We start from the raw sequence: 26,071 nt of genomic DNA on the forward strand, positions 1-26,071 counted from the left end.
CCCGCATGACCGACAAGACACGCCCCGTCCTTCTCACCGGGGCGTCCGGCAACCTCGGCCGCGCGCTCGCGCCCGCGCTGACGGCGGCCGGCTACACGCTCCGCCTGACCGACATCGCCCCCTTCCCGGACGCCGTGCCGGGGGGCGCCGCCTTCACGAAGGCGGATCTGAACGACGGCCCCACCATCCTGCGCCTGGCCGAGGGGTGCCAGGCGATCCTGCACTTCGGCGGCATCAGCACCGAACATCCCTTCGAGGTGGTGCTCGGCCCCAACCTCCGCGGCCTGTTCCACATCTACGAGGCCGCCCGGCGCGAGAAGGCACGCGTCCTTTTCGCCAGCAGCAACCACGCCATCGGCTTCCACGAGCGCCCGGCGGGCAACGGAGAGCTGCTGGACGCCGACTGCGCCTTCCGCCCCGACAGCTTCTACGGCCTCTCCAAGGCCTATGGGGAGCTGATGGGACGCCTCTACTGGGACAAGCACGGGGTGGAGAACCTCAACCTCCGCATCGGCTCATCCTTCCCCGAGCCGGCCGACGCGCGGATGCTCTCCACCTGGCTCTCCTATGCCGACCTCGCGCGCTGCATGGAGAAATTCCTGGAAGCGCCGCGGATCGGCCACGCCGTGGTGTGGGGCGCATCCAAGAACCCCGCCACCTACTGGGGCAAGGACCACCGCGACCGCATCGGCTGGGAGCCGCAGGACACCGCCGAGGCCTTCCGCGAGAAGGTCGGGACCAAGGTCTCGGGCGACCCCGTCACGGAGCGCTACCAGGGTGGCGGCTACACCGCCATGGACTACACGCGCGCGACGCCCTCGCCCAAGGACCAGTTCTCCCTGGACTGATCCCGCGTGATCGAGATCGCCGGCGGCGATTGGCGCGCGGCGCTGCTGCCCGCGCGCGGCGGCGCTCTCGCGGCGCTGTCCCACGCGGGCCACGACGTGCTGGCCCCGCTGCCCACCGGCGCCGACCCCAACGACCACTGGGCCGGCGCCTTCCTCATGCTGCCCTGGACCAACCGGCTCGATCAGGGTCGCCTGCCGCATCCCGGCGGGATCGCGCGGTTTCCCTGCAACCGCGTCGCCGAGCGCACGGCCCTGCACGGCCTGTCGCGCGAGCACCCCTGGCAGGTCGAGAGCGCGGAGCGCCACCGGGCCGTGCTCTCGCAGCGCATCGACATCGCGCCCTTTCGCTACGCCGCCCGGATGGAGGTGACGCTGGCGCGCGGCTTCTCCCTCGCCCTCACGGTCACGAACGAAGGGGTGGACGGAATGCCCTTCGGCACGGGGTGGCACCCCTTCTTCATGCGCCCGCCCGGCACGCGCCTTTCCTTCCGCGCGACGGGCGCGATGGAGCGCGACGCGCGCAACCTGCCCGTCGCCGTTCTCCCGTCGAACGGCATCGACGGCGGGGAGGACGCCTTCGCGGGTGCCGACACGCACTTCACCGGATGGGACGGCACCGCGCGCCTCGAACTCGGCGCACGATGCTTCGTGCTGCGCGGGGAAGGCGCCTGGTCGCGCAACCTTCAGGTCTTCGCACCGCGCGGCGCCGGCGTGATCTGCGCCGAACCCGTGAGCCACGTGCCCGACGTGGCCAATCGCCCGGGCTTTGCGCCGCTCGGTGACGTCAGGCGCTTGGTGCGCGGCGCGGCGATCGCGGGAGGCGTCGTGCTGCTGCCGCTGGCGTGATGCAGGCGGCAACCTTCGCGGATCGCGCCGCGTTCGGCAGCGGATCGCGGAGTTTTCAACCATGGCATCCGGCACGGCCCGCAAGACCGACCCCAAGCTCTGGGACAAGGTGAAGGCGCGTGTCACGCGCGGCAGCAAGGGCGGCGATCCCGGCGAATGGTCCGCGCGCAAGGCGCAGCTTGCCGTGGCCGAATACAAGAAGGCCGGTGGCGGCTACGAGGGCGGCAAGAGCGCGGAGAACCACCTTTCCCAATGGACCAAGGAGGAGTGGGGCACCAAGTCCGGCAAGGAGAGCGGCAAGACGGGCGAGCGCTACCTGCCGAAGAAGGCGCGCGAGTCCCTGAGCGAGTCCGAATACGCCCGCAGCACGGCCGCGAAGCGGCGTGACAGCGCGGAGGGCAAGCAGTTTTCCCGCCAACCCGCCGATGTCGCGCGCAAGACCGCGAAGGCACGCGACACCGGGCGCGCGGCGCCTGCGAAGGCCGCATCCTCCACGCGCAAGACGGGCACGGACGCCGCCGCGAAGAAAACTGTTGCGAAGAAGCCCGTCGCCACGAAGCCGGCCGCAAGGAAGGCTCCCGCCGCGGTCCGTGCGCCGGCGGCGCGGAAGGCCCCCGCACGCAAAGCCGCTGCGCCGAAGGCCGAGGCCGCCGCGAAGCCGCGCAAGGCCGCTGCTGCACCCAAGCCTGCATCGAAGTCGCCGGCAGCACGCAAGCCGGCGCCCACGGCCACCAGCCGCGCGCGAAAGACCGCCACCGCCAAGCCCGCCGCCGGCCGTAAGCCTGCCGCCACGCCGCGCAAGCCCGCCGCCAAGGCGTCCGCCCGCGCCACCCCGGCCGCGCGCCGCAAGGCCTCCCCCGCCACCAAGGCCCAAGCCAAGGGAAAGACCAAGTGAGCGACCACAGCCCCGATCCGCAGCAGGTCCTCCGCGACTTCCGCGCGGCGGTGAACATGGATCCCTCCACCCTCAGGGACTGGCTCGACACCGAGGAGAGCCGCGCCGTCGGCTTCGTGCACGAGGGTGAATCCGAGTCCGTCGGCCACGAGATGGGTCAACACATCCTTCGCCTGCTGGAGAACCCGCCCGGCGAGCCGTCGGAGGAGGATGTCGCCCATATGCGCAAGGTGGTCGGCTATGTTCACCGCCACATGGCGCAGGGTCCGCAGGAGGACATCGCGCACTCCCGCTGGCGCTACAGCCTGATGAACTGGGGCCACGACCCCATGAAGGGCCCGGGCGCCCGCCAGGATGCCGCGCCCGAAGCCAGCCCCGCTCCCGCCCGCAAGCGCGCCGCCCGCAAGCCTGCCGTCCGCCAGCCTGTGGCGCGGGAAACGGCCGCGCGGAAAACGGCCGCCCGCAAGACGCCCGCGCGCCGTGCGGCATCCGGGCCCACCGCGAAGCCCGCTTCCCGCGCCGCCGCCAAGGCGCCGGCCGCGCGCAAGGCCGAAGAAGCCAGGACCACGGGATCGCGCCGCACCGCCGCGAAGCCCGTCGCCGGCACGGCGGCCAAGGCTCCGGCCCGCCGTGCCGCGGTCGCCCCCGCGAAGCGCGGCGCCGCCAAGCCGGGCGCGGCCCGCGCCGCCGCATCCAAGACCGGTGCGTCCAAGATCAGTGCGCCCAAAACCGGCACATCCAGGACCGGCACATCCAGGACCGGCACATCGAAAACTGGTGCGGCCAAGCGGAGCGCCACCAGGACCGCGGCGGCCCGCGCCACCAAGGCCCCTGCGCGCCGCGCGGCGAAAGTCGCCGCGCCCGCCCGTCCGGCGGCCAAGCCGCGCGCCGTTGCCAAGGCTCCGGCTCAGGCAACGAGGGCGGGCGCGAGCCGCACCGCCGCCAAGCCCCGCACCCGCCCGGCTCCGGCCAAGGCGCCGGCCGCCCGGAAGTCCCAGGCCGGAAAGCCGGCGGCGACGAAGGCGGGTGCCGCGAAGCCCGCGTCCCGCAAGACCCCGCCGCGCAAGCCCGCGCCCCGCAAGCCCCCCAGCCGCCGCTCCTGAGATCCCCGGGTTCCACCGCGCGGGCGGGCGGCGCAAGATGACCCGATGGAACGCGCGCTTGTCCTCGGGGCCGGGATCATGGGCCTCTCCGCGGCCTGGGCACTGGATGCCGCCGGCCACCGCGTGACGGTGGTCGAGCAGGATGCCATTCCCAATCCGCGCGGCGCCTCGGTGGATGACCACCGCCTGATCCGCCACGCCTATGGTGCCGCCACCGGCTACATGCGCATGGTGGACGAGGCCTACGCCGCCTGGGATGCCCTGTTCGAGGCCATCGGGGAGCGTCCCTATGCCGAGACAGGCGTTCTGGCCCTGGCCGGCGGCACGGCGCCCAACACGGACTGGTTCGCCGCCAGTCGCCGGGCACTCCGTGGCCACGCGCTCGTGCTTGAGGACCTGTCCCCGCAGGCTCTGGAGGCCCGCTTCCCCTGGCTCCGTGCCCAGGGGCTCACGGAAGGCTTCCACATGCCGCGGGGTGGCGTGCTTCTCGCGCGCCGCATCGTGGCCGGCCTCGCACGGCACCTCCGGTGCCGCGGCGCCACTTTTCTCCGGGGCCGCGCGACCGCCGTCGATCCCGCCCGTGCCCGCCTTCGCCTGTCCGACGGCACGATGACCGAGGCGGACCGCTTGGTGGTCGCCGCCGGTCCCTGGGCACCACGCCTGCTGCCTGGTCTCGCCGCCCGCGTCACCCCCTCCCGCCAGGTCGTCGTCTACCTTGAACCCCCGCCCGAACAGCGCGAGGCTTGGTCGAGGGCTCCCATGGTGCTGGACCTTTCGGCAAGCGGCGGCTTCTACGCCGTGCCTGCCGTGGCCGGCACGGGGCTCAAAATTGGCGACCACCGCTTCTCCTGCCGGGGCGATGCCGATGACCCCCGCGACGTGACGGCGGAGGAGCGCGACGCCATCCTCGCTCTCGCCCTGCCGCGGCTGCGCGACGGCGCCGCCTACCGCGTCACGGGGGCCCGCGCCTGCTATTACGACGTGGCGGAGGCCGAGCGCTTTGTCGTGGAACCGCTGTCGGACCGCTGCGTCGTGATGAGCGGCTTCTCCGGGCACGGCTTCAAGTTCGCCCCCGCCCTGGGCCGCGCCGTTGCCGCCGCGCTGGACGATCCCGCGCGCATGGCGGCTCTCCCCGCCTGGGCGGCGGGAGAATCCGCCAGGGCATGGGATGCCGCCGCATGATGCCCGCCGCCGAAGCCCTGGCCCTGGCCCTCACCCGCCTGCACGACCTGCCCGCGCTTTCCGCGCGCCTCGGCACCCCGCTTGAGGCCGGGGACATCGCTGCCATCCTGGAGGAAGCCGCCCGCTTCGCCGAGGAGCGCATCTCCCCCGGCCGCCTGGAGGCCGACCGCGCGGGCTGCGCCCTGGAGAACGGCGTCGTCCGCACGCCCGCGCATTATCGCCCCCTGCTGGAGGAATGGCGCGCCGCCGGCTGGCAGGGCATCGCCGCCCCGGAGGTGCATGGCGGCCAGGGCCTGCCCCACGCCCTGCAGACGGCGGTGTTCGAGCTGGCCACCTCGGCCGACATGGCCTTCGCGCTGATGCCCATGCTGAGCGCGGGCGCCATCGAGCTCCTGTGCCACCACGCCACCCCCGAGCAGGCCGGGCGCCTGCTGCCGCCGCTGGTCTCCGCCGCCTGGAACGGCACCATGTGCCTGACCGAGCCCCAGGCGGGCAGCGATCTTTCGGCGATCCGCACCCGCGCCGTGCCGGACGGGCAGGGGGGATACCGGATCACCGGCAGCAAGATCTATATCACCTGGGGCGAGAACGACCTGGCGGAGAACACCCTCCACCTCGTCCTCGCCCGCCTGCCGGAGGCCCCGCCGGGCTCGCGCGGCATTTCTCTCTTCGCCTGCCCGAAGGTTCTGCCCGACGGCCGCCGCAACGCCCTCCGCTGCGGCGGCATCGAGCGCAAGCCCGGCATCCACGCCTGCCCGACCTGCACCATGATCTTCGATGAGGCCGAGGCCGAGCTGGTCGGCGAGCCCCACCGGGGCCTGGCCGCCATGTTCTCCATGATGAACGCCGCCCGCCTCGCCGTGGGGGTGGAAGGGGTGGGGCAATGCGCCCGCGCCACCCTTCTGGCCGAGGCGTATGCCGCCGACCGCGTGCAGGGCGGCCGCCCCATCGCGGAGTACCCGGATGTGGCGCGCATGCTGTCCGAGATGCGCGCCGTGACGCAGGCCGCACGCCTTCTCTCGCTCGACGCCGCCATCTGCATCGACCGCGCCAGGGCCGGCGAGCCCGGCGCCGAAGCCCGCCTTGCCCTGCTGACGCCCATCGTGAAGGCCTGGTGCACCGATCGCGGGGTGGAGGTGGCGGGCATCGGCATCCAGGTCCATGGCGGCGCCGGCTATGTCGAGGATTCCGGCGCCGCCCAGATCTGGCGCGATGCCCGCATCGCGCCGATCTACGAGGGCACCAATGGCATCCAGGCCATGGACCTCCTGCTCCGCAAGCTGCCCCGGGCCCTGCCGGACTTCCTGGCCCTGGCGGAGGAAGCCGGCGCCGCCGATCCCGCCCTCCGCGCCCCGGCCGAAGCCCTGGCCCGCGCGGCCGAACGCCTTTCCACCGCCTCGCCCGATGAAGCGGGCGCCGCCGCCGCGCCCTTCCTGGATGCCGCCGGCTGGGTGCTCGGCGGAGCCTGGCTGGCCCGGGCCGCGGCGGCCGAGCCGGCGCTCGAGGCCGATGCCGGGTTCTTCCTCCGCCGCCTGCTTCCCCGGGCGGAAGCCCGCCTGGCCGAGGCGCTGGCGCCGGCATGAACGCGGCCCGCCCGCCCATCACGCCCGCACAAAGGCGGGCATTCCTGTGCCGCCGCACCCTTGCGCCTCCGCGATCCACGCAAACATCCTGGCAGTCCCTGCCCGCCGGAGTCCGATGAACGCCCTGAGCCGCCCCTCACTGCGACCTGAGCGGCCGCATGCCGTGATCATCGGGGCCGGGCCGGGCGGCCTCGCTTCGGCCATGCTCCTCGCCTCGCGCGGGCTGCGCGTGACGGTCCTGGAAAAGGATCGCGTGGTCGGCGGCCGTAGCCGCACGCTCGAAACGGAAGCTGGCTACCGGTTCGACCTCGGCCCCACCTTCTTCCTCTATCCCCGAATTCTCGGCGAGATCTTCGCGGAATGCGGCACCAAGCTGGAGGAGGAGGTGGAGCTGATCCGCCTCGACCCGCAATATCGCCTGGTCTTCGAGGCGGCGGCCGGCAACGTCACCGTCGACGCCACGCCCGACCTGGCCCGCATGGAGGCGCAGGTCGCCAAGATCGACCCGCGCGACGCCGCTGGCGTGCGCCCCTTCATGGAGGAGAACCGCCGCAAGCTCGCGGCCTTCCGCCCCGTGCTGGAGCGCGCCTTCACCAAGGCGACCGACCTGATGGCGCCGGACATGCTGCGCGCCCTGCCGCTGCTCAAGCCGGGCCGCTCGGTGGATGCCGACCTCCGCCGCCACTTCCGCGACCCGCGCACGCGCCTGGCCTTCTCCTTCCAGTCGAAATACCTGGGGATGAGCCCGTTCCGCTGCCCCAGCCTCTTCACCATCCTGTCCTTCCTCGAATACGAGCACGGCGTGTTCCACCCGCGCGGCGGCTGCGGCAGCGTGGCCACCGCCATGGCGCGCGTGGCCGCCGACCTCGGCGTCGAGTTCCGCCTGAACACCCCGGTGGACCGCATCACCTTCGATGGTGACCGCGCCACGGGAGTGGAGGCCGGCGGCGCGGTGATCCCCGCGGATTCGGTGGTGCTGAACGGCGACTTCGCCCATGCCATGCCGCGGCTGGTGCCGGACGCGATCCGCCGGAAGTGGTCGGACAAGCGGATCGGGCAGGCGCGCTATTCCTGCTCCACCTTCATGCTCTACCTCGGCGTGGAGGGCGAGCTGCCCGACCTCGCCCACCACTCGATCCTGCTGTCCGAGGAATACCAGCGGAACATCCAGGAGATCGAGGAGGGCATCGTGCCGCAAACGCCCTCCCTCTACCTCCACCATCCCAACGCCACCGACGCGACCATGGCCCCGCCCGGACATGCCAGCCTCTACGTCCTCGTTCCCGTGCCCAACCTGACGCATGGCCACGAGTGGACGGAGGCCGACACCGCCCGCTACCGCAAGCTCGCGCTCGACCGACTGCGCGGCCTGGGCGTGCCCGACATCGAATCCCGCATCCGCTACGAGCGCGTGGTGACGCCGCGCGACTGGCGCGACGAATATGCCGTGGGTTATGGCGCCACCTTCAATCTCGCGCATGATCTCCGCCAGATGCTGATGTTCAGGCCCGGCAACCGGTTCGGCGACACCAAGGGGCTCTACCTCGTGGGCGGCGGCACGCATCCGGGCTCCGGTCTGCCGGTGATCTATGAGGGCGCGCGGATCAGCGCCGACCTCCTGTTGCGCGACCTCGGCCGCGCACCCGTTTCCACGAGGATCTGAGCATGGCCAAGGTAGCCGTCATCGGTGGGGGTCTCGGCGGCCTCGCGGCGGCCTGCGTGGCGCAGGCGCGCGGCCATCAGGTAACCCTGTTCGACAAGAACGAGTGGCTGGGCGGCAAGGCCGCCGTGCTGAACCTCGAAGCCCCCGCGACGCCCGCGGGCCGCAACGGCGGCACCTTCCGCTTCGACATGGGCCCGACCATCCTCACCGTGCCCCGCGTGCTCCGCCGGATCTTCGCCGAGGCCGGGCGCGAGCAGGCGCGCGACCTGCCGCTGATCCGCCTCGACCCCCAGTGGCGCTGCTTCTTCGAGGACGGCACGCGGATCGACCTGTCCGAGAACGTCGATGCCATGGCGCGCGAGATGGAGAGCTTCGCCCCCGGCAACGGCGAGGGCTACCGCGCCTTCCAGCGCGAATCCGAGAACCTGCACCGCATCTCCGAGGGCTTCTTCTTCTGGAAGTCCGTGGAGGACCTGACGGACACGATCGACTTCAAGTCCAATATGCAGGCCAACACGCTGAAGGACGTGATGGCGCTGCGCATGGGCAAGACGGTGGCCAAGGTCATCCGCGGCCACGTGCCCGACGCCCGCCTCGCCCAGATGCTGGACCACTACACCCAGTATGTCGGCTCCTCCCCCTATCTCGCCCCTGCCGTCATCTGCGGCATCGGCGACATGCAGGCGAGCGAGGGCATCTGGTACCCCGTGGGCGGCACGCGCGCGGTGGCGGAAGGGCTGGCCAAGCTCGCCGAGCGCCTCGGCGCTGAGCTCCGCCCCTCCACCGAGGTCACCGGCCTCGACCTGCGCGACAACGGCACCCGCATCGCCGGCGTGGTCGCCAAGGGCGAGATCATCCCCTTCGATGCCGTGATCTCCAACATGGACGCCATCCGCACCTACAAGGAGCTGGTTGGCGGCAAGACCGGCAGGAAGTACGAGAAGAAGGGCTACAAGCCCGCCTGCTCCGGCGTGGTGCTCTATCTCGGCCTCAACAAGCGCTACGATCATCTCGGCCACCACGACTTCGTCTTCTCGCGCGATGCGGAGGAGGAGTTCGACGCCATCTACAAGAAGGGCATCCCCGCGCCCGATCCCACCGCCTACCTTGCCGCACCCTCGGGCACGGACCCCTCCGTCGCGCCCGATGGCGGCGAGGCGCTCTACGTCCTCGTGCACACCCCGCATCTCCGCCCCGGGCAGGACTGGTCGAAGATGCTGCCCGAATACCGGCAGGTGATCCTGGACAAGCTCAAGCGCACCGCGGGCATGGAGGACATCGAGGAGCGCATCGTCGTGGAGCGGGCGCTGACGCCGCAGGACATCCACGAGCGCTACAAGGTGCTGGACGGCGCCATCTACGGCCTGGCCTCCCACGGCGCCTTCCTGGGTGCCTTCAAGCCCGGCAACCGCTCCCGCCAGGTGAAGGGCCTCTACCTCGCCGGCGGCGCGGCCCATCCCGGGCCAGGCATGCCGATGGTGATGATGTCCGGCTGGATCGCGGCCGACGCGCTGGACCAGGACATGGGCGGGCGCGGCATGTCCCCCGAGGCCGAGCGCGCCGGCACGCGCGATGCCCTTCTGGCCCGCCAGATGGCGCCGGCGGCCGAATAGGATGGCCGAGCCGTCGCCCGTCACGCTCAGGGACGCGCGGCTCTTCGCCTTTTTCCACGTCGTCTTCTCGCGGCATTTCCGTCGGAGCATGGGCGCGCTGCGCGTGCCGCCCTGGGGCATTCCGCAGGAGCATCGCGGCCGCCCGCTGATCGTGCTGGCCAACCACCCGTCCTGGTGGGACGGCGTGGCCTTTATGCTGCTGGCCGCGCGCCTTTTCCCGTCCCGCCACGTCTTCATCCCCATGGCGGCGGAGGCCCTGCGCAAGTACCGCTTCATGCGCCGGCTCGGCGTTTTCGGGATCGAGCCCGGCGCGCGGGGCGCGGCCGCCTTTCTCCGAACCGCCACCGAAGTCCTGGTGGCGCCCCGCGCCATGCTCTGGATGAACGTTCCCGGCCGTTTCCAGGACGTGCGCGAGCGCCCCGTCGCCATCGTCCCCGGCGTGACCCGCCTGCCCGAGATCGCGCCCGGGGCCATCATCCTCCCGCTCGCCCTCGACTACGTCTTCTGGACCGAGAGCCGCCCCGAGATGCTCGCCGCCTTCGGCCCCCCGATGGAGGCCCGCGACCTCCTGGCGCTCGACCGCGACGCGCGGGAAGGGGCGCTGCGCGATGCCCTGACCGCCACCATGGACCGCCTGACCGCCGAAGCCCTGACCCGCGATGCCACCCGCTTCGATGTGGTGGCCGAGGGCGCGGAGGGCATGGGCGGCCTCTACGACCTGTGGCGCCGCGCCCGCGCCCTGGCCCGGGGCCGGCGCTTCGACCCCCGGCATGTGCGCGACGCAAAATCCGGGTAAACTCCCCCGCGTGACGCCAGAAGCAGCCGACAGGGGGGATGTGCCGTGATCGACATCCTCGCCCTCCTCATCGCCACCTTCCCCGCCAGCATGACGGCCGCCAACCTCGTCCTGCTTGGCCGGGCCGAGGGCACCCCCGCGCCCGGCACCCTCGTCTCCATCCTCGTCCCCGCCCGCGACGAAGCCGCGAACATCGCCGCCTGCCTGGACGCCGCGCTCGCCAGCGCGGGCGTCGCGATCGAGGTGCTGGTGATGGACGACGGCTCCACCGACGGCACCGCCGAGCAGGCCGCGGCCCGCGCGGCCGCCGACCCCCGCCTTCGCCTCCTCCGGGCTCCTCCGCTTCCCCCGGGCTGGACGGGCAAGGTCCACGCCTGCGCCCGCCTCGCCGAGGCGGCCCGCGGCACCCACCTCCTGTTCATCGACGCCGACGTGCGCCTGGCCCCGGACGCCGCCGCCCGCATGGCCGCCCATGCCCGTGCCAACAACCTCGCCCTCGTGTCCGGCGTCCCCCGCCAGCGCATGGGCACGGTGGGGGAGGGGGTCACGGTGCCCGCCATCAACCTGATGATGCTGGGCTACCTGCCCGGCGCTGGCCGCGCCTTCACGAACCACCCCGCCATGGCCGCCGCCTGCGGACAGCTCCTGATGGCCGAGCGCACCGCCTATGATGCCGTGGGCGGCCACGCCGCCTTCCGCCACCGCCTGCACGACGCCCTGGCCCTCTCGCGCAACCTCCGGGAAGCCGGGCACCGGACCGAGGTGGTGGACGGCAGCCGGCTCGCCGGTTGCCGGATGTATTCGGGCTTCGCCGAGGCCTGGGCCGGCTTCATCAAGAACGCCCGCGAGGGCATGGCCACGCCCGCCGGCCTGCCGGTCTGGACCGTTCTCCTGGCCGGGCCCCACCTCCTTCCCTGGCTGCTCCTTCCCAGCCCCTGGGCCATCGTTGCCCTGGCCCTCTCCCTCCTCACCCGCGCCGCCATCACCTTGCGCGTGCGCGAACCGCTCTGGACCATCCCCTTGCATCCCGTGACCGTCGCCGTGGCCCTCGCCATCCAATGGACCGCCCTGGTCCGCTCCGCCCTTGGCCGCCCCGCCGGCTGGAAAGGCAGGGCCTATCGGCCGGCGGACGGCACATGAGCGACGAGGCGATGACCGCGGGCGTCGCGGCGGGCGCCCCCACGCGCGGCCCGGATTCCGAGAACTTCCCCGTTGCCTCCCGCCTCCTGGCCCCGGCGGTGCGCGGCCGCGTGCTCGCCTTCTACCGGGTGGTCCGCCTGTCCGACGACATCGCGGATTCCCCCGACCTCGCCCCGGCCGAGAAGCTCCGCCGCCTGGACGCCATCGAGGCCGCGCTGGACGGCGCGCCCGGCGTGCCCGAGGCGGCGGCACTGCGCGCCAGCGGCGCGGGCGTGGACGAGGCCCGCGCCATGCTCACCGCCTTCCGCCGGGACTCCCGCAACGAGGGCTGCGAGGACTGGGACGCCCTGCTGGACTATTGCGCCCATTCGGCCGTCCCCGTCGGCCGCATCCTGCTCCGCCTCCATGGCGAGGGTGCCGGGCCCGTCCCCGCCGCCGATGCCCTCTGCACCGCGCTGCAGGTCCTCAACCACCTGCAGGACATGGGCGAGGACCGCGCGACGATTGGCCGCATCTATCTCCCTCGCGCATGGATGGACGAGGTCGGGGGCGAGGAGGCCGTCTTCACCGACCCCGCCCCCCGCCGCGCGCTCCTTGATGCCCTGCTGGACCGCTGCGAGGCCCTGCTCGACATCGCCTCCGCCCTTCCCGCCCGCCTCCGCAGCCGCCGCCTGGCGCTGGAATCCGCCACCACCATCGGCTGCGCCCGGCGCCTCCTCGCCCGCCTTCGCGCCGCCGACCCCATGGCCGGGCGCGTCGCGCTCAGCAAGGCGGACACCGTGGCCGCCCTGCTCGCCTCCCCCCGCCCGGCCTCGGACGCCGCCATCGTCCGCGCGGCCGTCGCCCGCGCCGGCTCCTCCTTCTCCCGCGGCATGGCCTCCCTGCGCGGGGAGCGCCGCCGGGCGCTCTACGCCGTCTATGCCTTCTGCCGCGCGGTGGACGACATCGCCGACGGCGCGGCCCCCTTCGCGGAGAAGCGCCGCTTCCTGGCGGACTGGCGCCGCAAGCTGGACGCGCCCGACTGCGCCCTTTCGCGCGAGCTCGCCTGGGCCCGTGCCCGCTTCGACCTGCCCCAGGCCGAATGCATCGCCATGATCGAGGGCATGGAAACCGACGCCGCCGCGCGGCTGCGCCTGCCCGACGAGGCCGCGCTGGAGCTCTACTGCCGCCGCGTCGCCGGCAGCGTCGGCGCCATGTCCGTGCGCATCTTCGGCGCGCCGGAGGCCGTGGAGTTCGGCCTCGCCCTTGGCCGCACGCTGCAACTCGTCAACATCCTGCGCGACATCGACGAGGACGCGGCGCGGAACCGCGTCTACATCCCCCTCTCCTGGCTCGGCCCCGACGCCGCGGCCGAGGAGCTGATCGCCCGCCCCGACCTGCACGAGGCCTGCCACCGCCTGCTCGGGCGTGCGGAGGCCGGCTTCGCCGCCGCCGAGGCCGAGCTGACCTCGGCCAATGCCGGGCCCCTCCGCCCGGCGCGCGTGATGATGTGGGCCTACCGCCGCATCCTGGACCGCCTGATCGCCCGCGGCTTCCACCCGCCGCGCCTCCGCCCGCGCCTGGGCACGGCCGAGCGCGCGCGGCTGGCGGCCATGGCGCTCGGCTGGGGCTAGGTGGTCAGGCGGCGTCCCGCAGCCCGGCCCGGATCGCGGCCAGCATCGCCTCCGGCCGCTCGGCGCCGGAGATGATCACTTGTTGCCCCAGGATCACCGCCGGCACGCCCCCCAGCCCACGCGCCCGGGCGGCGTCCTGCTTCACCTCGGCCGCCCATTCGTCCCCCGCCAGCATTGACGCCGTGCGGCCCGCCGGCAGCCCCGCCGTATCGCCGATCGCGGCCAGCACCGCGCTGTCCCCGATGTCCCGCCCTTCCGCGAAATAGGCGGAGAACACCGCCTCCGCCGCCGCGTCGGCCAGCGCCGCCCCGCCCTCCTCCATGGCGAGCCGGATCAGGCGGTGGCTGTTGAGCGAGTTGGGCGTCCGTTCGATGCGCTCGAAGTCGAAGCGCAGCCCGTCCTTCGCGCCCTCCGCCGCCAGCCGCGCGTCCAGTTCCCGCCCGCGCTCGATGCTGCCGAACTTCCGCGCGCGGTATTCCGCCCGGGGCATCCCGCCCGCGGGCATATCGGGGTTGAGCTGGAAGGGGTGCCACTGCCGCGCCAGCCGCAGGCCTTCCCCGGCCAGAACCGCCAGCGCCGCGTCCAGCCGCCGCTTGCCCACCCAGCACCAGGGGCAGACGGTGTCCACCACCACCAGCAGCGTTGCCTCGGCCGTCCTCGCCATCGCGCGTCTCCCTTGCCCTGTCGGGGCGATGCAACCATTTCTCATCCGGTCAGGCCACCGGAGCACGCGGCAGGGGCCTTCACCCGCTCGTGAACCGGCGACTGGCCCGGCTCAGGCGTTTCGGCCGCAGACAAGAACGTGGGTGACTATCGTGTTGCGTCAGGGATTTCTGCTCGCCGGGCTGCTGGCACTCGGCGGGTGCTGGGAAGACACCCCCAAGGGCCAATCCATCAATCCCCTGGCCGCGAACGCCCAGGGCGCCGGCGCGGCGGCTGGCAGCGCTCGCATCCGCGCCGCGGCGGAGGAGCGCGTGCGTGGCATCGCCCGTGAGCAGGACGGCCTCCGCTTCCGCGCGGTGGAGGTGCACCGCCAGGTGGCGCCGAACACCTATGCCGTTTGCGGGCAGGCCACTGTTTCCGGCGGCGCCATCTTCATTCCCTTCGTGTCCGTGGTGAAGACGGGCGGGGAGGCGCTGGAGGTGGAGCAGTTCGTCGGGCGCACCAACCTCGAGGCCACCCGCGTTTACGTGGAGCTGGTGAACCGCTGCTTCGATGGCGGCGGCCCGGCGATGCGCGCCGGAGGCGTGCCGGTCGGCCAGCCGACGCCGCCCCTGCCCATGGGCCTGCCGATCCTGGAACAGGTCGGCGAAGCGCCGCCGCCCGCGCCGGAGCTCGTCTCGGCCTCGGCCGCCCCGCGCCCCATGGCGGGCGGCACGCTGGTCATGCGCCAGAACGGCAACCTCCGCTCCACGCCCGGTGGCGGCGGCGGCGTGCTGCGGGTGGCGCGCCCGGGAAGCACGCTCACCATCTTCGGCACCGCCCCGGGTGGCTGGTATCAGGTCGGGGATACCGCGCCGGAGGGCTGGATCCACGGCAGCCTGGGATCCGTGCAGGGCAATACGCTGGCGGTTGCCCAGTAGGGCGCGCCGGCGCTCAGTCCACCTGCGCGCCAGAGCGCCGGACAATCTCCCCCCAGCGCGCCACATCCGCTTCGTGGATGCGCCGGAACGCCGCCGGCCCGGCATCGGCGGGCGGCGTGATGCCCTGGCTGTCCTTGAGCCACGTCACGAAATCCGGCTCCGAGATGATGCGCGCCACCTCCCGCGCCATGCGCTCCTGTATGGGGGAGGGAAGGTGCGGCGGCGCCAGCAACCCGTACCAGGTGCTGCTCTCGAAGCCCGGAAGCCCGCAGGCGTCCTCGACCGTGGGCACGTCCGGAAGGGGCGCGAGGCGCGTCCGCGTGGTCACGCCCAGGGCGCGTAGCTGGCCCTGCTGCACCGGCCCGATGCTCGGCCCACTCTGGTTGAAGAAGAAGGCCGATTCCCCCGACAGCAGGGAGATCATCGCCGGACCCTGCCCGCGATAGGGCACGTGCAGCACGTCGATCCCCGTGGCGGAGGCGAACTGCACGGCCGAGAGATGGGTGGAGGCCCCGTTGCCCGTGGAGGCATAGGCCAGCCCGCCCGGCCTCGCCTTGGCCGCCGCGATCAGGTCGCGGCAGGTCCGGATGTCCGGGGTGTGCTGCGGATTGACCAGCAGCACGTTGGGCACGTCGCCGAGGATGGCGACATGCGTCACGTCCTGCAGCGGATCGAAGGGCAGGGACTTGTAGAGCGTCGCGTTGATCGCGTGCGTGCCGGCCGTGGCCAGCAGGAAGGTGTAGCCGTCCGGCCGGGCGCGGGCGACGTATTCGGAGGCGATGTTGCCGCCGGCCCCCGTGCGGTTGTCCACCACCACGGGCACGCCGAGTGCGCGCGACAGCGGCTCCGCCAGCTTGCGCGCGTAGATGTCCACGCCCGAGCCGTTGGGAAAGCCGCCCATGATCGTGATGGGCCGGTGCGGCCAGGGCGCCTCCTGCGCCGCGGCTGGCAGGGCAAGGGCGGCGAGCGCCGCGAGGGCAAGCGCGGTTCGGCGGAGCATGGGCGGGGTCCTTTCCTTCGGTGCCAGGTCAGGCGAAGTCGCGCGGGCGGATGCCCGCGTGGAAGTAGGTGATCATCGCGTAGATGTCGTAGACCGGCCGCCCGGTGGCGCGCTGCACGGCCGCGGCATAGGGCGGCATGTTCGTGCATTCCAGCACGATGGCACCCACCTCCGGATGGCGCGCCACCAGGCGCTGCGCGGCCTCCACCACGTCCTGCTCCGCCAGGTCCACGTCCATGTCCTCCTTTTCCGCGCGGATCAGCACGCGGAAGAACTCGCGCCCGCTCTCGGTGCCCTCCATGGGGATGTCCGCCGGCACCCCCACCGCCGCCAGATGGGCCGGGCTCAGGCTGGAGCCGGACACGGTGACCAGCCCCACCCGCTGCCCCGGCGGCAGCAGCGCCTGCACCCAGGGCACCTGCATCAGGCTGCTGGTCGCCACGGGCACGCCGACCTCCGCCGCGATCTCCCGCTGGAACACGGACAGGAAGCCGCAATTGGTGGTGATGGCCTCCGCCCCCTGCGCCACGAGGTCCCGTGCCGCCTCCAGGAAGTCGGGCAGGAGGCCGCGTGCTCCCTGCAGCACCACCTTTTCCGGGCTCGCGCCCCGGACCACGCGGTAGAGCACGGGAAAGGACCAGGTGCCGCCATTGCCCATGTCCCCGTGGATGCGGGGAAAGCGCGCCTCCAGCATCAGGATGCCCAGCGGCGCGCCGTAGAGCGCGCGGCCGCCGCGCGCGACGCCGCGCCGGCGCGGGGGGGAGAGGGGGAGGGAGGTCATGGTCGCTGTCCGGCCCTTGAGGTGGGTATCCCGAGGAGCATAGGGCGGGCCAGCCCGCCTGTGGCACCTCCCGCGCCGGGATCCCCGCTGCGCCGGGCCCGATCTGCCCAGGATCGCGCCACTCCTGCCGCTGCCTGACCGCGAAGCGTGCGCCGGGCCGTTCCGGACCGCCCCTTCCCCTGGCACGCCGGTTGCGCTGGGCTGGGCGCTTTACGGAAGCCCCCGATGCCCGACTCCCAGGACACCCCCTTCGTCGCCGGCCTGTTCCACGTCGCCGTCAAGACCAGCGACCTCGCCGCCACCCTCGCCTTCTACAAGGGCGTGCTCGGCCTCGCGGAAGCGCACCGTCCCGATTTCGGCTATCCCGGCGCCTGGCTCTCGGTGCCGCTGCCGGGCGGCCAGGCGCTGCTGCACGTCTATGCCGGCGGGCCGGCGCTGGGCCCCGAGGGCGTGGCGCCTAGCGGCACCGCCGCCATCGACCACGTCTCGCTCGCCTGCCGCGGCTACCACGCCTTCATCGGCCGCTTCCGGGAGGCGGGGCTGGACTGGCGCGAGTTCCTCGTGCCCGGCACCACCCTCTGGCAGCTCTTCGTCTACGACCCCTCCGGCGTGCAACTCGAACTCACCTTCGACGGCGCCTCGGAAACCGGCGGATCGCCGGACATGTCGGACGGGCGGCGCTACGTCGCCGGCAGCAGCTTCTTCGATCCGCAAACCTATCCGAAGCTCCCGTGAAGGCACCCGCATGAACCCTTCGATGAACCGGCGCGCCCTGCTCGGCGCCGCCGCCGCCACGCCCTTCCTGGCCCGTGCGGCGGCGGCGGCCGATGCCGTGAGGATCGGCGTCTTCAACGTCTCATCCGCCCTGCCCTTCTACGTCGCGCGCGAGCGCGGCTTCTTCGCGGAAGCCGGCCTGGCGGTGGAGGCCGTGCCGCTCCAGGCCGCGCCGCTCATCGTGCAGGCCATGGTGTCCGGCGACCTCGACGGTGCCTCCAACCTCGTCACGCTGGAGGGCGCCAACATCAACGCCCGCCGCGCGAACACCGCCATCTACTTCGCCCTCAACGGCCAGAGCGACCGTTTCCGCATGGAGCAGTTCGTGGTCCGCCCCGGCTGGAACGCGACCACGATCCGCGACCTCAAGGGCGCGCGCATCCTGTCCGCCCCCGGCCCCGCCAACATGTCCGCCGCCCGTGCCGTTCTGTCCTCCGTCGGCCTTCAGGAAGGCCGCGACTACACCCTCTCGGAGCAGCAGATGGGCGTGCATGTCGGCGCGCTCGCCGCCGGCACCTTCGATGCCGCCTACACGCTGGAACCCCAGGCCACCATCGCCGAGCGCCAGGGCGCCGCGCGGCGCCTGGAGGCGGGCGTGATCGCCACCCACCTGATCGGCCGCCCCGATGCCCAGGCCTGGGCCGCCGGCGCCGCCTTCACCGGCAAGTTCCTGGATGCCAGACCCGAGGTCGCCGCCCGCTTCGCCGGCGCCTGGGCCAAGGCCTGCGCCACCATCCGCACCGACGCCTCCGTGCGCGACCTGCTGGTGCCCTTCATGCAGACCTCCGCCGAACTCGCGCCCACCGTCCCGCTCGTGAACTTCGCGATGGTGCGCGACATGGCCCCGCAGGAGATCGCCGACTTCCAGAAGTTCGTGGACCTCGCCGTCGCCCAGGGGGTGGTGCGGAGCGCGATCGACGTGAAGTCCTTCCTGCGCCCGCTGTGACGCCCATCACCCCCCGGGAGGCCGCGGTCACCGTCCGCGGCCTTTCCAAGTCCTTCCGCGGCCAGCCCGTCCATGCCGGGCTGGACCTCGACCTGAGGCGCGGCGACATCCTGTCGGTCTTCGGCCCCAACGGCTGCGGCAAGTCCACGCTGATCAACATGATGGCCGGGCTGCTGGAGGCGGATGCCGGCAGCGTCCTGTTTGACGGCCGCACCGTGCGCGAGGCCCGCATCGGCTATGTCTTCCAGAACTACCGCGAGGCCCTGCTGCCCTGGAAGCGCGCCGCCGACAACATCCGCTACCCGCTGCGCCTGCTGCGCCAGCCCCGCGCCCAGGTGGAGCGGCGCCTTCAGGCCCTGGTCGCCGCCTTCGACGTGCGCTTCGACCTCAACCGCTATCCCTACGAGCTTTCGGGCGGCCAGCAGCAGCTCGTCTCGGTCATGCGGGCGCTGGCGGTGGAGCCGGAGGTGCTGTTCCTCGACGAACCTTTCTCGGCGCTGGACTACGAGACCACCCTCTCGCTCCGCGAACTCCTCGGCCGCGTGCTGAAGGAGAACCGCATCACCGCCATGCTCGTCTCCCACGACCTCGAGGAATCCATCGCCCTGTCGGACCGCGTGCTGATGCTGACCCGCAGGCCATCCCGCATCGTGGACGACGTGCCCGTGCCGCTGGCCTGGCCGCGCGACGCCGCGACGCTGTCCTCGCCGGACTTCGTGGCCATCAAGCGCCGCTGCCTGGATGTCTTCACCGCCTCCGTCCGTGCCAGGCCGGAGGCCGCGTGATGCGCGCGCTGGTCCCCCCGGTTCTGGGCGCCCTCGGCTTCATCGCCTTCTGGCAGGCGGCGGTGCTGCTGCGCGTGGCGGATCCCGTGCTGCTGCCATCGCCGGCCGAGACGGCGCGCGACACCTGGGCGGCACTGGCCACGGGCACGCTGGCCCATGATCTCGGCCGCACCGTCTGGCGCACCCTGCTCTCCTTTGCCATCGCCTCGGCCATCGGCGTGCCGCTCGGCGTGGCCCTCGGCGCGCAGGAGCGCCTCTACCGCGCGGTGGAGTTCGTGGTGGACTTCTTCCGTTCCACCCCCGCCTCCGCCCTCTTTCCGCTGTTCCTGGTGCTGTTCGGCACGGGTGAGGCGACCAAGATCGCGGTGGCCGCCTTCGGCGCGGCCCTCGTCATCCTGTTCAACGCCGCCTATGGGGTCATGAACGCCCGCCGCACCCGCGTCCTGGCCGCGCGCGTCATGGGCGCGGGTTCCGCCCGCATCCTGGTGGACGTGCTGGTCTGGGAGGCACTGCCGCAGATCCTGGTCGGCATGCGCCAGGGCGTCTCCCTGGCGCTGGTGATCGTGGTGGTGGCGGAGATGTTCATCGGCTCCACCGACGGCCTCGGCCAGCGCGTCATCAACGCGCAGATGCTGTTCGAGAGCGGGCTGATGTACGGCGCCATCTTCGTGGCCGGCGCGCTGGGCTACGTGCTGAACCTGCTTTTCCTTCTGATGGAGAAGCGCTTCGTCCACTGGTCCGGGAAGTAGCCCGCCGACCGTTCCGCCTGCCCGTGCCAAACCCCCGACGCTTCGAGCCGTTTTCCCGGACGGAAGGGGGGGCGCCATGCGCCACCCCCGATGCCTTCTGCCGAAAGGGAACCGGACATGGCCGATGCAACGCACCGCAGGGTCGCCATCCTCGCGACCGACGGGGTCGAGCGGGTGGAGCTGACCGAGCCGCTGAAGGCCCTGAAGGCCGCTGGCGCCGATGTTGCCGTGGTGTCGCTGAAGGCGGGCGAGATCCAGACCATGGATCAGGACGTGAACCCCGCCGAGAAGATCGCGGTGGACCTGGAGGTGGCCGACGCCCATGCCACGGCCTTCGACGCCCTGGTCCTGCCGGGCGGCACCACCAACCCCGACAAGCTTCGCCTGGACGAGACGGCCGTCGCCTTTGTCCGCGCCTTCGCCGAGGCCGGAAAGCCCATCGCGGCGATCTGCCACGGCCCCTGGACGCTGATCGAGGCCGGGGTGGTGAAGGGGCGGCGCATGACCTCCTACCCCTCGCTCAAGACCGACCTCCGCAATGCCGGAGCCACCTGGGTGGACGAGACCTGCGTGGTGGACGGCAACTTCGTCACCTCGCGGAACCCGAAGGACCTGCCCGCCTTCTGCGAGAAGATGGTGGAGGCCGTGTCGCGCACGCCGCGGCGGGTGGCGGCCTGATCGGCCGGAGCCTTGCCCGGAAGGCGCGGCCCCTCACTCCCCGCCGGGAGGGGGGGTGCGCCGGCGCTTGCTGGAAAACACGCTCAGAAGCTCGAGCCGCTGGAGCACCACCAGCACGAGCACGACGACGACGAAAATGACAAGCCCGATCAGGGGTGACTCGATCATCCTGCTCCGCCTTCTTCAGTCCGCGCGGCCGATGCGCCGCGCGGCGGTGCGCGCTCCTTCATCAACGCGCGCGCACCCCGAAGTTGCGGGTCCTCAGCCCCGCCCGTGGCAGTGCTTGTACTTCTTGCCCGAACCGCAGGGGCAGGGCGCGTTGCGGGGCGTGCGGTCCCAGGTGGCGGGATCGTTGGGGTCCACCCCCTCGGCCACCCGGGGCGCCGTCACCGGGGCCGCGGCGCCGTACTCGCCGGCCACCGCGTCGTAGCCCAGCAGCGGGTCGCCCGAATCGGGCGCCGGGTGGCGCGCGTCCATCACGGAGATCGGCTCCGGGCTCGGCAGGGGCGCGCCGGTGGGGATGTCCACCTGCATCAGCCAGCGCGTGGTTTCCTCCCGCATCTCCGCCAGCATGGCGTTGAACAGGTTGAAGGCCTCGCTCTTGTACTCGTTCAACGGGTCGCGCTGGCCATAGGCGCGCAGCCCGATGCCCTGGCGCAGATGGTCCAGGGAGAGCAGGTGGTCCTTCCAGACCTTGTCGAAGACCATCAGCAGGATGGACTTCTCCACCTCGCGCATCCGCTCGATGCCGATATTCGCCGAGCGCGCCGCATAGGTGGTGTCGGCGGCCTCGTGCAGGCGCTCGCGGATCTGGGTCTCGTCGATCCCCTCCTCGCGGCCCCAGTCCGCCAGCGGCAGGTCCAGGCCCAGCACGTCCAGCGCGCGGGTCTGGAGCACGTCCATCTTCCACTGCTCAGGGTACGCGTTCTCGGGAATGGCGGCGGCGACCATGTCGTCGATCACCTCGCGCCGCATCTCGGCCACGGTTTCCTGCACGTCGGCGGCCTGCATGAAGGACTTGCGCTGGGCATAGACCTCCTTGCGCTGGTCGTTCATGACGTCGTCGTACTTCAGCAGGTTCTTGCGCGTGTCGAAGTTCCGCGCCTCGACCTTCTTCTGCGCCTTCTCCAGCGCCTTGTTGATCCAGGGGTGGACGATCGCCTCCCCCTCCTTCAGGCCGAGCTTCTGCAGCATCCCGCCCATGCGGTCCGACCCGAAGATCCGCATCAGGTCGTCTTCCAGGCTCAGGAAGAAGCGGGACGCGCCCGGGTCGCCCTGGCGGCCGGAGCGGCCGCGAAGCTGGTTGTCGATGCGGCGGCTCTCGTGCCGCTCGGTGCCGATCACGAAGAGCCCGCCGGCGGCCTTCACCTTGGCGGCGCTTTCCTCCACCTCGCGGCGGATCTCGGCCAGGCGCGCCTCGAACTCGGGGCCCGCGGGCTCGCCCGCGAAGCTCGCCCGCGCCAGCATCTCGGCATTGCCACCGAGCTTGATGTCGGTTCCGCGCCCGGCCATGTTCGTCGCGATCGTCACCGCGCCCGGGCGGCCGGCCTGGGAGATGATGGCCGCTTCCTGCTCGTGGTAGCGGGCGTTCAGCACCTGGTGCGGCACGCCCTTCTTCTGCAGCAGGGACGAGATCAGCTCGGACTTCTCGATGCTGGTGGTGCCCACCAGGCAGGGCTGGCCGCGCTCGCGCGCCTCGGCGATCAGCCCGGCCACCGCCTCGTACTTCTCGATGGCGGTGCGGTAGACCTCGTCGTCGGAATCGGCGCGCGACACCGGCAGGTTGGTGGGGATCTCCACCACCTCCAGCTTGTAGATCTCGGCGAACTCGTCGGCCTCGGTGGCCGCGGTGCCGGTCATGCCCGCCAGCTTGGGGTAGAGGCGGAAGTAGTTCTGGAAGGTGATCGAGGCCAGCGTCTGGTTCTCGGGCTGGACCGTCACGCCCTCCTTGGCCTCGAGTGCCTGGTGCAGCCCGTCGGAATAGCGGCGGCCTTCCATCATGCGGCCGGTGAACTCGTCGATGATGACGATCTTGTCCTGCCGCTCGATGTAGTCGACGTCGCGCGCGAACAGCGTGTGGGCGCGCAGCGACTGGTTCACGTGATGGACGACCGTGACGTTCTGGAAGTCGTACAGATCGCCTTCCTCCAGCAACCCGACCTCGGCCAGGGCCGCGGTCACCACCTCGTTGCCCGCCTCCGTGAGGGAGACTGTCTTGTTCTTCTCGTCCTTGTCGTAGTTGGCCGGGTCCTTGGCGATCTCCGCCACCACCACGTTCACGCGGTTGTAGAGGTCCGAGGTGTCGTCGGTGGGCCCCGAGATGATCAGCGGCGTCCGCGCCTCATCGACCAGGATGCTGTCCACCTCGTCCACGATGGCATAGGCGAAGGGGCGCTGGACCATCTCGCCCAGCGAGTACTTCATGTTGTCGCGTAGGTAGTCGAAGCCGAACTCGTTGTTGGTGCCGTAGGTGATGTCGCAGGCATAGGCCTCGCGCCGCTGCGGGTCGCTCTTGCCGTAGACGATGGTGTCGGTGGTCAGGCCCAGCCAGGTGTAGAGCCGCCCCATCTCCTCCGCGTCGCGGGAGGCGAGGTAGTCGTTCACGGTGACGACGTGGACGCCCTTGCCCGTCAGGCCGTTGAGGTAGCAGGGCAGGGTGGCGACCAGGGTCTTGCCCTCGCCGGTCTTCATCTCGGCGATGCGGCCCTCGTGCAGCACCATGCCGCCGATCAGCTGCACGTCGAAGTGCCGCATGCCCAGCACGCGCTTGCTGGCCTCGCGGCACACCGCGAAGGCCTCGGGCAGCAGGCTGTCCAGCGTCTCGCCCTTGGCGATGCGCTCGCGGAACTCGGGGGTCTTGGCCTTGAGCGCGTCGTCGGAGAGGGCGGCGATGGCCGGCTCCAGCGCGTTGATGGCGGGCACCCGCGCCCGGTACGCCTTGAGCGCGCGGTCGTTCGAGGTGCCAAGGATGGCGCGGGCGAGGCGGGCGAACATCGGGTCGGGCAGTCTCCGGGGCAGGGCTGGGGCATCGCCTGGGGGCCGCCACCGGGAGGACCGCGGCGCGGCCGGCAGGAGGGGGGCCTCACAGGGCCCTGCGTGCAGGGGGAGAGATAGGGAAGGGGGGGCGGCGGGTCAACGAATGCCGTGGAATGGCGGCGCCGAGGGGCGATACGGCGCCCGCCCGTGATCCCCGGCCCACAGCCCGCCCGCCTTTCCTCGGGGGAGGGGGCTGCCACGGGGCCGCCTTGTGAGGGCGCCCCCCCTCCGCCATGTTGCGAACCCCTCCGCCAAGGCTTTCCCCATGCGCCGCCTGCTTCTTTCGACCGCCCTCCTCCCGGCCTGCCTGTTCTCCGGCCTGGTCCTCGCCCAGACCCCGGCCCCGGCGGCCGCGCCCCCGCCACCAGCCAGCGCACCGGCCGCCGCCAATCCCCAGCCCGCCGATCCCGTGGTGGCGCGGGTGGAGGGCCAGGAGATCCGGCTTTCCGACGTGCGGGACGCCGCCGCCGAGCTGCCGGACGAGCTGAAGAACGCGCCCTCCGCCATGATCTTCCCGCTGATCCTGGACCAGCTCGTGGCCCAGAAGGCCCTGGTGGCCCGGGCCCGGGCCGAGGGGCTGGAGCGCGACCCCGACGTGCGGCGCCGCGTCGCCCGCGCCACCGAGCAGGAGCTCCAGCAGGCCCTTCTCCGCCGCGAGGTCGCTCCGGCGATCACCGAACAGGCGCTTCGCGCCCGCTACGACCGCGAATCGGCCAACCGCCAAGGCGAGGAGGAGATCCACGCCCGCCACATCCTGGTGCCCACCGAGGCAGCGGCGAAGGAGGCCCTGGAGGAGGTGCGCCGCCCTGGCGCCGACTTCGCCGAGGTGGCCAAGCGCCGCTCGACCGGCCCCGGCTCCGAGCAGGGGGGCGACCTCGGCTTCTTCAAGAAATCCGACATGATCCCCGAATTCGCCAACGCCGCCTTCGCCCTCCAGCCCGGCCAGATCAGCCCGGCGCCGGTGCAGACCGCCTTCGGCTGGCACGTCATCAAGGTGGAGGAGCGCCGCACGGCGCCCGCCGCCTCCTTCGAGGACAGCCAGGAGGCGCTGCGCCAGGCGGCCTTCGAGGAAACGGTGAACGGCGCCGTGGAGCGCATCCGCAACGCCGCCCGGGTGGAGCGCTTCAACATGGACGGTTCCCCCATCCGCGCGCCTGGCCTCATGGAGGGCGCGACTCCGCCCGCCGCTCCCGCACCGGCTCAGCGGCGCTGAGGGCGAGATGGCCATGGACATCCCCGTTTCCCCCCTCCGGGTGGACCTGCCGCCCCTTCCGGCGCTGAAGGGCGTGCGGCTGGGCACCGCCGCCGCCGGCCTTCGCTACAAGGGCCGTCCGGACGTGATGATGATGGAGTTCGCCCCTGGCACCACGGTCGCGGGCGTCTTCACCAGCAACAAGTGCCCGGGCGCCCCGGTGGACTGGTGCCGCGCGGCGCTGAAGGGCGAGGCCGCCCGCGCGCTGGTGGTGAATGCCGGCAACGCCAACGTCTTCACGGGCCGCGCGGGCGTGGTGGCCTGCGAGGCCACCGCCGCGGCCGCCGCCTCGCTGGCGTGTTGCGAGCCCTCCGAGGTGTTCCTGGCCAGCACGGGCGTGATCGGCCAGGTGCTGCCGCACGAGAAGCTGGCCGGCGCCCTGCCCCCGCTGCACGCCTCCCTGAAGGAAACGGGCTGGGCCGATGCCGCGCGCGGCATCATGACCACCGACACCTTTCCCAAGGCATCCGCCCGCACGGCCACGATCCATGGCACCAAGGTGACGATTCTCGGCATCGCCAAGGGCAGCGGCATGGTGGCGCCGGACATGGCGACCATGCTGGCCTTTGTCGCGACCGACGCCGCCATTCCGGCCGCCGCCCTGCAGTCGGCGCTCCGGCGCGGGGTGGAGACGAGCTTCAACCGCACCACGGTGGACAGCGACACCTCCACCTCGGACACCGTGCTGCTCTTCGCCACGGGGCAGGCCGCGCACGACCGCGTCTCGGCCTTCCCGGGCGAGGCGCTGGACGACTTCCAGGCGCAGCTCGACGCCGTGCTGCTCGACCTCGCGCTCCAGGTGGTGCGGGACGGGGAGGGGGCGCAGAAGCTGGTGAAGGTGACGGTGCGCGGCGCCGTGTCCGACAGCTCGGCCAAGCGCGTGGCGATGGCCATCGCCAACTCGCCCCTGGTGAAGACTGCCATCGCGGGCGAGGACGCGAACTGGGGCCGCATCGTCATGGCGGTTGGCAAGGCCGGGGAACCGGCGGACCGGGACCGGCTTTCCGTTGCCGTGGGCGGCACCTGGATGGCGCGCGATGGCGGCGTGGTCGAGGGCTACGACGAGGCCCCGGTGGTCGAGCACATGAAGGGCCGGGAGATCGACGTCGAGGTCGACCTCAACCTGGGCCGTGGCGAGTCCACCGTTTGGACCTGCGACCTGACCCATGGCTACATCGACATCAACGGCGCCTACAGGTCCTGAA

The 26,071-nt window shown here is 72.2% G+C and carries 24 protein-coding genes; 19 read left to right on the forward strand and 5 right to left on the reverse strand.

Features of this window, described 5'->3' with window-relative positions:
- The first annotated feature begins 5 nt into the window (after nucleotides 1-5).
- From ACFFIC_RS08450 to ACFFIC_RS08500, 11 genes are all read left to right on the forward strand, one after another.
- Entirely contained in the window at nucleotides 6-848 is an 843-nt protein-coding gene (locus ACFFIC_RS08450; RefSeq protein ID WP_377049733.1) for an NAD-dependent epimerase/dehydratase family protein, read from the forward strand.
- A gap of 6 nt (nucleotides 849-854) precedes the next feature.
- Nucleotides 855-1,694: an aldose epimerase family protein gene (locus tag ACFFIC_RS08455; RefSeq protein WP_377049734.1), complete on the forward strand. Its 840-nt coding sequence runs from the start codon at nucleotides 855-857 to the stop codon at nucleotides 1,692-1,694.
- 61 nt (nucleotides 1,695-1,755) lie between these two features.
- A complete protein-coding gene (locus ACFFIC_RS08460; protein WP_377049735.1) occupies nucleotides 1,756-2,589 on the forward strand; it encodes a hypothetical protein in 834 nt (277 codons plus the stop codon).
- A complete protein-coding gene (locus ACFFIC_RS08465; RefSeq protein WP_377049736.1) occupies nucleotides 2,586-3,692 on the forward strand; it encodes a DUF3140 domain-containing protein in 1,107 nt (368 codons plus the stop codon). The genes ACFFIC_RS08460 and ACFFIC_RS08465 overlap by 4 nt, the downstream gene beginning before the upstream one ends.
- Before the next feature lie 45 nt (nucleotides 3,693-3,737).
- Nucleotides 3,738-4,874: an FAD-dependent oxidoreductase gene (locus tag ACFFIC_RS08470; RefSeq protein ID WP_377049737.1), complete on the forward strand. Its 1,137-nt coding sequence runs from the start codon at nucleotides 3,738-3,740 to the stop codon at nucleotides 4,872-4,874.
- The gene (locus ACFFIC_RS08475; protein ID WP_377049738.1) at nucleotides 4,871-6,457 is read left to right on the forward strand and encodes an acyl-CoA dehydrogenase family protein; all 1,587 of its coding nucleotides are present in this window, start codon (nucleotides 4,871-4,873) and stop codon (nucleotides 6,455-6,457) included. Before ACFFIC_RS08470 ends, ACFFIC_RS08475 begins: the two co-directional genes overlap by 4 nt.
- 115 nt (nucleotides 6,458-6,572) lie before the next feature.
- Complete coding sequence (gene crtI / locus ACFFIC_RS08480; RefSeq protein ID WP_377049739.1) at nucleotides 6,573-8,120, forward strand: phytoene desaturase family protein; 1,548 nt, start codon at nucleotides 6,573-6,575, stop codon at nucleotides 8,118-8,120.
- 2 nt (nucleotides 8,121-8,122) lie between these two features.
- Nucleotides 8,123-9,733, forward strand: coding sequence for a phytoene desaturase family protein (locus tag ACFFIC_RS08485; RefSeq protein ID WP_377049740.1), 1,611 nt, complete (start codon nucleotides 8,123-8,125; stop codon nucleotides 9,731-9,733).
- A gap of 1 nt (nucleotide 9,734) precedes the next feature.
- Nucleotides 9,735-10,529, forward strand: a complete 795-nt coding sequence (locus tag ACFFIC_RS08490) for a lysophospholipid acyltransferase family protein (protein ID WP_377049741.1) — start codon at nucleotides 9,735-9,737, stop codon at nucleotides 10,527-10,529.
- A gap of 45 nt (nucleotides 10,530-10,574) precedes the next feature.
- A complete protein-coding gene (locus ACFFIC_RS08495; RefSeq protein WP_377049742.1) occupies nucleotides 10,575-11,669 on the forward strand; it encodes a glycosyltransferase in 1,095 nt (364 codons plus the stop codon).
- Nucleotides 11,666-13,282 (forward strand): squalene/phytoene synthase family protein, encoded by a 1,617-nt coding sequence (locus ACFFIC_RS08500; RefSeq protein ID WP_377049743.1) that lies wholly within the window; start codon nucleotides 11,666-11,668, stop codon nucleotides 13,280-13,282. The genes ACFFIC_RS08495 and ACFFIC_RS08500 overlap by 4 nt, the downstream gene beginning before the upstream one ends.
- 4 nt (nucleotides 13,283-13,286) lie before the next feature.
- Here the strand turns inward: ACFFIC_RS08500 and ACFFIC_RS08505 are convergent, their stop codons facing one another.
- Nucleotides 13,287-13,946, reverse strand: a complete 660-nt coding sequence (locus tag ACFFIC_RS08505) for a DsbA family oxidoreductase (RefSeq protein WP_377049744.1) — start codon at nucleotides 13,944-13,946, stop codon at nucleotides 13,287-13,289.
- Nucleotides 13,947-14,088: 142 nt separating this feature from the next.
- On the opposite strand from ACFFIC_RS08505, the gene ACFFIC_RS08510 reads away from it, so the two are divergent.
- A complete protein-coding gene (locus ACFFIC_RS08510) occupies nucleotides 14,089-14,865 on the forward strand; it encodes an SH3 domain-containing protein (protein ID WP_377049745.1) in 777 nt (258 codons plus the stop codon).
- Between the two features lie 13 nt (nucleotides 14,866-14,878).
- On the opposite strand, the gene ACFFIC_RS08515 is transcribed toward ACFFIC_RS08510, so the two are convergent.
- Both ACFFIC_RS08515 and ACFFIC_RS08520 read right to left on the reverse strand, forming a co-directional pair.
- Nucleotides 14,879-15,865 carry a Bug family tripartite tricarboxylate transporter substrate binding protein gene (locus ACFFIC_RS08515; protein ID WP_377049746.1) on the reverse strand — a complete coding sequence of 329 codons (987 nt, stop codon included), beginning with the start codon at nucleotides 15,863-15,865 and terminating at the stop codon, nucleotides 14,879-14,881.
- A 28-nt stretch (nucleotides 15,866-15,893) separates the two neighbouring features.
- Nucleotides 15,894-16,646: an aspartate/glutamate racemase family protein gene (locus tag ACFFIC_RS08520; RefSeq protein WP_377049747.1), complete on the reverse strand. Its 753-nt coding sequence runs from the start codon at nucleotides 16,644-16,646 to the stop codon at nucleotides 15,894-15,896.
- A 225-nt stretch (nucleotides 16,647-16,871) separates the two neighbouring features.
- On the opposite strand from ACFFIC_RS08520, the gene ACFFIC_RS08525 reads away from it, so the two are divergent.
- From ACFFIC_RS08525 to ACFFIC_RS08545, 5 genes are all read left to right on the forward strand, one after another.
- Nucleotides 16,872-17,381: a VOC family protein gene (locus ACFFIC_RS08525; protein ID WP_377049748.1), complete on the forward strand. Its 510-nt coding sequence runs from the start codon at nucleotides 16,872-16,874 to the stop codon at nucleotides 17,379-17,381.
- A 10-nt stretch (nucleotides 17,382-17,391) separates the two neighbouring features.
- Entirely contained in the window at nucleotides 17,392-18,366 is a 975-nt protein-coding gene (locus ACFFIC_RS08530) for an ABC transporter substrate-binding protein (protein WP_377049749.1), read from the forward strand.
- The gene (locus ACFFIC_RS08535) at nucleotides 18,363-19,151 is read left to right on the forward strand and encodes an ABC transporter ATP-binding protein (RefSeq protein ID WP_377049750.1); all 789 of its coding nucleotides are present in this window, start codon (nucleotides 18,363-18,365) and stop codon (nucleotides 19,149-19,151) included. Before ACFFIC_RS08530 ends, ACFFIC_RS08535 begins: the two co-directional genes overlap by 4 nt.
- A complete protein-coding gene (locus ACFFIC_RS08540) occupies nucleotides 19,151-19,900 on the forward strand; it encodes an ABC transporter permease (protein ID WP_377049751.1) in 750 nt (249 codons plus the stop codon). Before ACFFIC_RS08535 ends, ACFFIC_RS08540 begins: the two co-directional genes overlap by 1 nt.
- 117 nt (nucleotides 19,901-20,017) lie before the next feature.
- Complete coding sequence (locus tag ACFFIC_RS08545) at nucleotides 20,018-20,578, forward strand: type 1 glutamine amidotransferase domain-containing protein (protein ID WP_377049752.1); 561 nt, start codon at nucleotides 20,018-20,020, stop codon at nucleotides 20,576-20,578.
- Nucleotides 20,579-20,611: 33 nt separating this feature from the next.
- Here ACFFIC_RS08545 and ACFFIC_RS08550 read toward each other — a convergent pair whose 3' ends face one another.
- Together ACFFIC_RS08550 and secA are read right to left on the reverse strand one after the other, a co-directional pair.
- On the reverse strand, nucleotides 20,612-20,746 hold the full coding sequence (locus ACFFIC_RS08550) for a hypothetical protein (RefSeq protein ID WP_377049753.1): 135 nt from the start codon (nucleotides 20,744-20,746) through the stop codon (nucleotides 20,612-20,614).
- Between the two features lie 93 nt (nucleotides 20,747-20,839).
- Complete coding sequence (secA, locus tag ACFFIC_RS08555) at nucleotides 20,840-23,572, reverse strand: preprotein translocase subunit SecA (RefSeq protein WP_377049754.1); 2,733 nt, start codon at nucleotides 23,570-23,572, stop codon at nucleotides 20,840-20,842.
- Nucleotides 23,573-23,879: 307 nt separating this feature from the next.
- Here secA and ACFFIC_RS08560 point away from each other — a divergent pair, with 307 nt between their 5' ends.
- Both ACFFIC_RS08560 and argJ read left to right on the forward strand, forming a co-directional pair.
- On the forward strand, nucleotides 23,880-24,827 hold the full coding sequence (locus ACFFIC_RS08560; protein WP_377049755.1) for a peptidylprolyl isomerase: 948 nt from the start codon (nucleotides 23,880-23,882) through the stop codon (nucleotides 24,825-24,827).
- A gap of 7 nt (nucleotides 24,828-24,834) precedes the next feature.
- Nucleotides 24,835-26,070, forward strand: coding sequence for a bifunctional glutamate N-acetyltransferase/amino-acid acetyltransferase ArgJ (gene argJ, locus ACFFIC_RS08565; protein ID WP_377049756.1), 1,236 nt, complete (start codon nucleotides 24,835-24,837; stop codon nucleotides 26,068-26,070).
- Nucleotide 26,071 lies beyond the last annotated feature (1 nt).

Source organism: Muricoccus vinaceus (assembly GCF_042433125.1).
In the GTDB taxonomy this organism is placed as follows: domain Bacteria; phylum Pseudomonadota; class Alphaproteobacteria; order Acetobacterales; family Acetobacteraceae; genus Roseomonas; species Roseomonas vinacea.

What these genes read in the sequence shown, in the direction of transcription:
- ACFFIC_RS08450 (WP_377049733.1), top strand. Translation starts at nt 6, where the DNA reads ATGACCGACAAGACACGCCCCGTCCTTCTCACCGGGGCGTCCGGCAAC.
- ACFFIC_RS08460 (WP_377049735.1), top strand. Translation starts at nt 1,756, where the DNA reads ATGGCATCCGGCACGGCCCGCAAGACCGACCCCAAGCTCTGGGACAAG.
- ACFFIC_RS08470 (WP_377049737.1), top strand. Translation starts at nt 3,738, where the DNA reads ATGGAACGCGCGCTTGTCCTCGGGGCCGGGATCATGGGCCTCTCCGCG.
- ACFFIC_RS08475 (WP_377049738.1), top strand. Translation starts at nt 4,871, where the DNA reads ATGATGCCCGCCGCCGAAGCCCTGGCCCTGGCCCTCACCCGCCTGCAC.
- crtI (WP_377049739.1), top strand. Translation starts at nt 6,573, where the DNA reads ATGAACGCCCTGAGCCGCCCCTCACTGCGACCTGAGCGGCCGCATGCC.
- ACFFIC_RS08485 (WP_377049740.1), top strand. Translation starts at nt 8,123, where the DNA reads ATGGCCAAGGTAGCCGTCATCGGTGGGGGTCTCGGCGGCCTCGCGGCG.
- ACFFIC_RS08490 (WP_377049741.1), top strand. Translation starts at nt 9,735, where the DNA reads ATGGCCGAGCCGTCGCCCGTCACGCTCAGGGACGCGCGGCTCTTCGCC.
- ACFFIC_RS08500 (WP_377049743.1), top strand. Translation starts at nt 11,666, where the DNA reads ATGAGCGACGAGGCGATGACCGCGGGCGTCGCGGCGGGCGCCCCCACG.
- ACFFIC_RS08505 (WP_377049744.1), bottom strand. Translation starts at nt 13,946, where the DNA reads ATGGCGAGGACGGCCGAGGCAACGCTGCTGGTGGTGGTGGACACCGTC.
- ACFFIC_RS08515 (WP_377049746.1), bottom strand. Translation starts at nt 15,865, where the DNA reads ATGCTCCGCCGAACCGCGCTTGCCCTCGCGGCGCTCGCCGCCCTTGCC.
- ACFFIC_RS08520 (WP_377049747.1), bottom strand. Translation starts at nt 16,646, where the DNA reads ATGACCTCCCTCCCCCTCTCCCCCCCGCGCCGGCGCGGCGTCGCGCGC.
- ACFFIC_RS08525 (WP_377049748.1), top strand. Translation starts at nt 16,872, where the DNA reads ATGCCCGACTCCCAGGACACCCCCTTCGTCGCCGGCCTGTTCCACGTC.
- ACFFIC_RS08530 (WP_377049749.1), top strand. Translation starts at nt 17,392, where the DNA reads ATGAACCCTTCGATGAACCGGCGCGCCCTGCTCGGCGCCGCCGCCGCC.
- ACFFIC_RS08540 (WP_377049751.1), top strand. Translation starts at nt 19,151, where the DNA reads ATGCGCGCGCTGGTCCCCCCGGTTCTGGGCGCCCTCGGCTTCATCGCC.
- ACFFIC_RS08545 (WP_377049752.1), top strand. Translation starts at nt 20,018, where the DNA reads ATGGCCGATGCAACGCACCGCAGGGTCGCCATCCTCGCGACCGACGGG.
- ACFFIC_RS08550 (WP_377049753.1), bottom strand. Translation starts at nt 20,746, where the DNA reads ATGATCGAGTCACCCCTGATCGGGCTTGTCATTTTCGTCGTCGTCGTG.
- secA (WP_377049754.1), bottom strand. Translation starts at nt 23,572, where the DNA reads ATGTTCGCCCGCCTCGCCCGCGCCATCCTTGGCACCTCGAACGACCGC.
- ACFFIC_RS08560 (WP_377049755.1), top strand. Translation starts at nt 23,880, where the DNA reads ATGCGCCGCCTGCTTCTTTCGACCGCCCTCCTCCCGGCCTGCCTGTTC.
- argJ (WP_377049756.1), top strand. Translation starts at nt 24,835, where the DNA reads ATGGCCATGGACATCCCCGTTTCCCCCCTCCGGGTGGACCTGCCGCCC.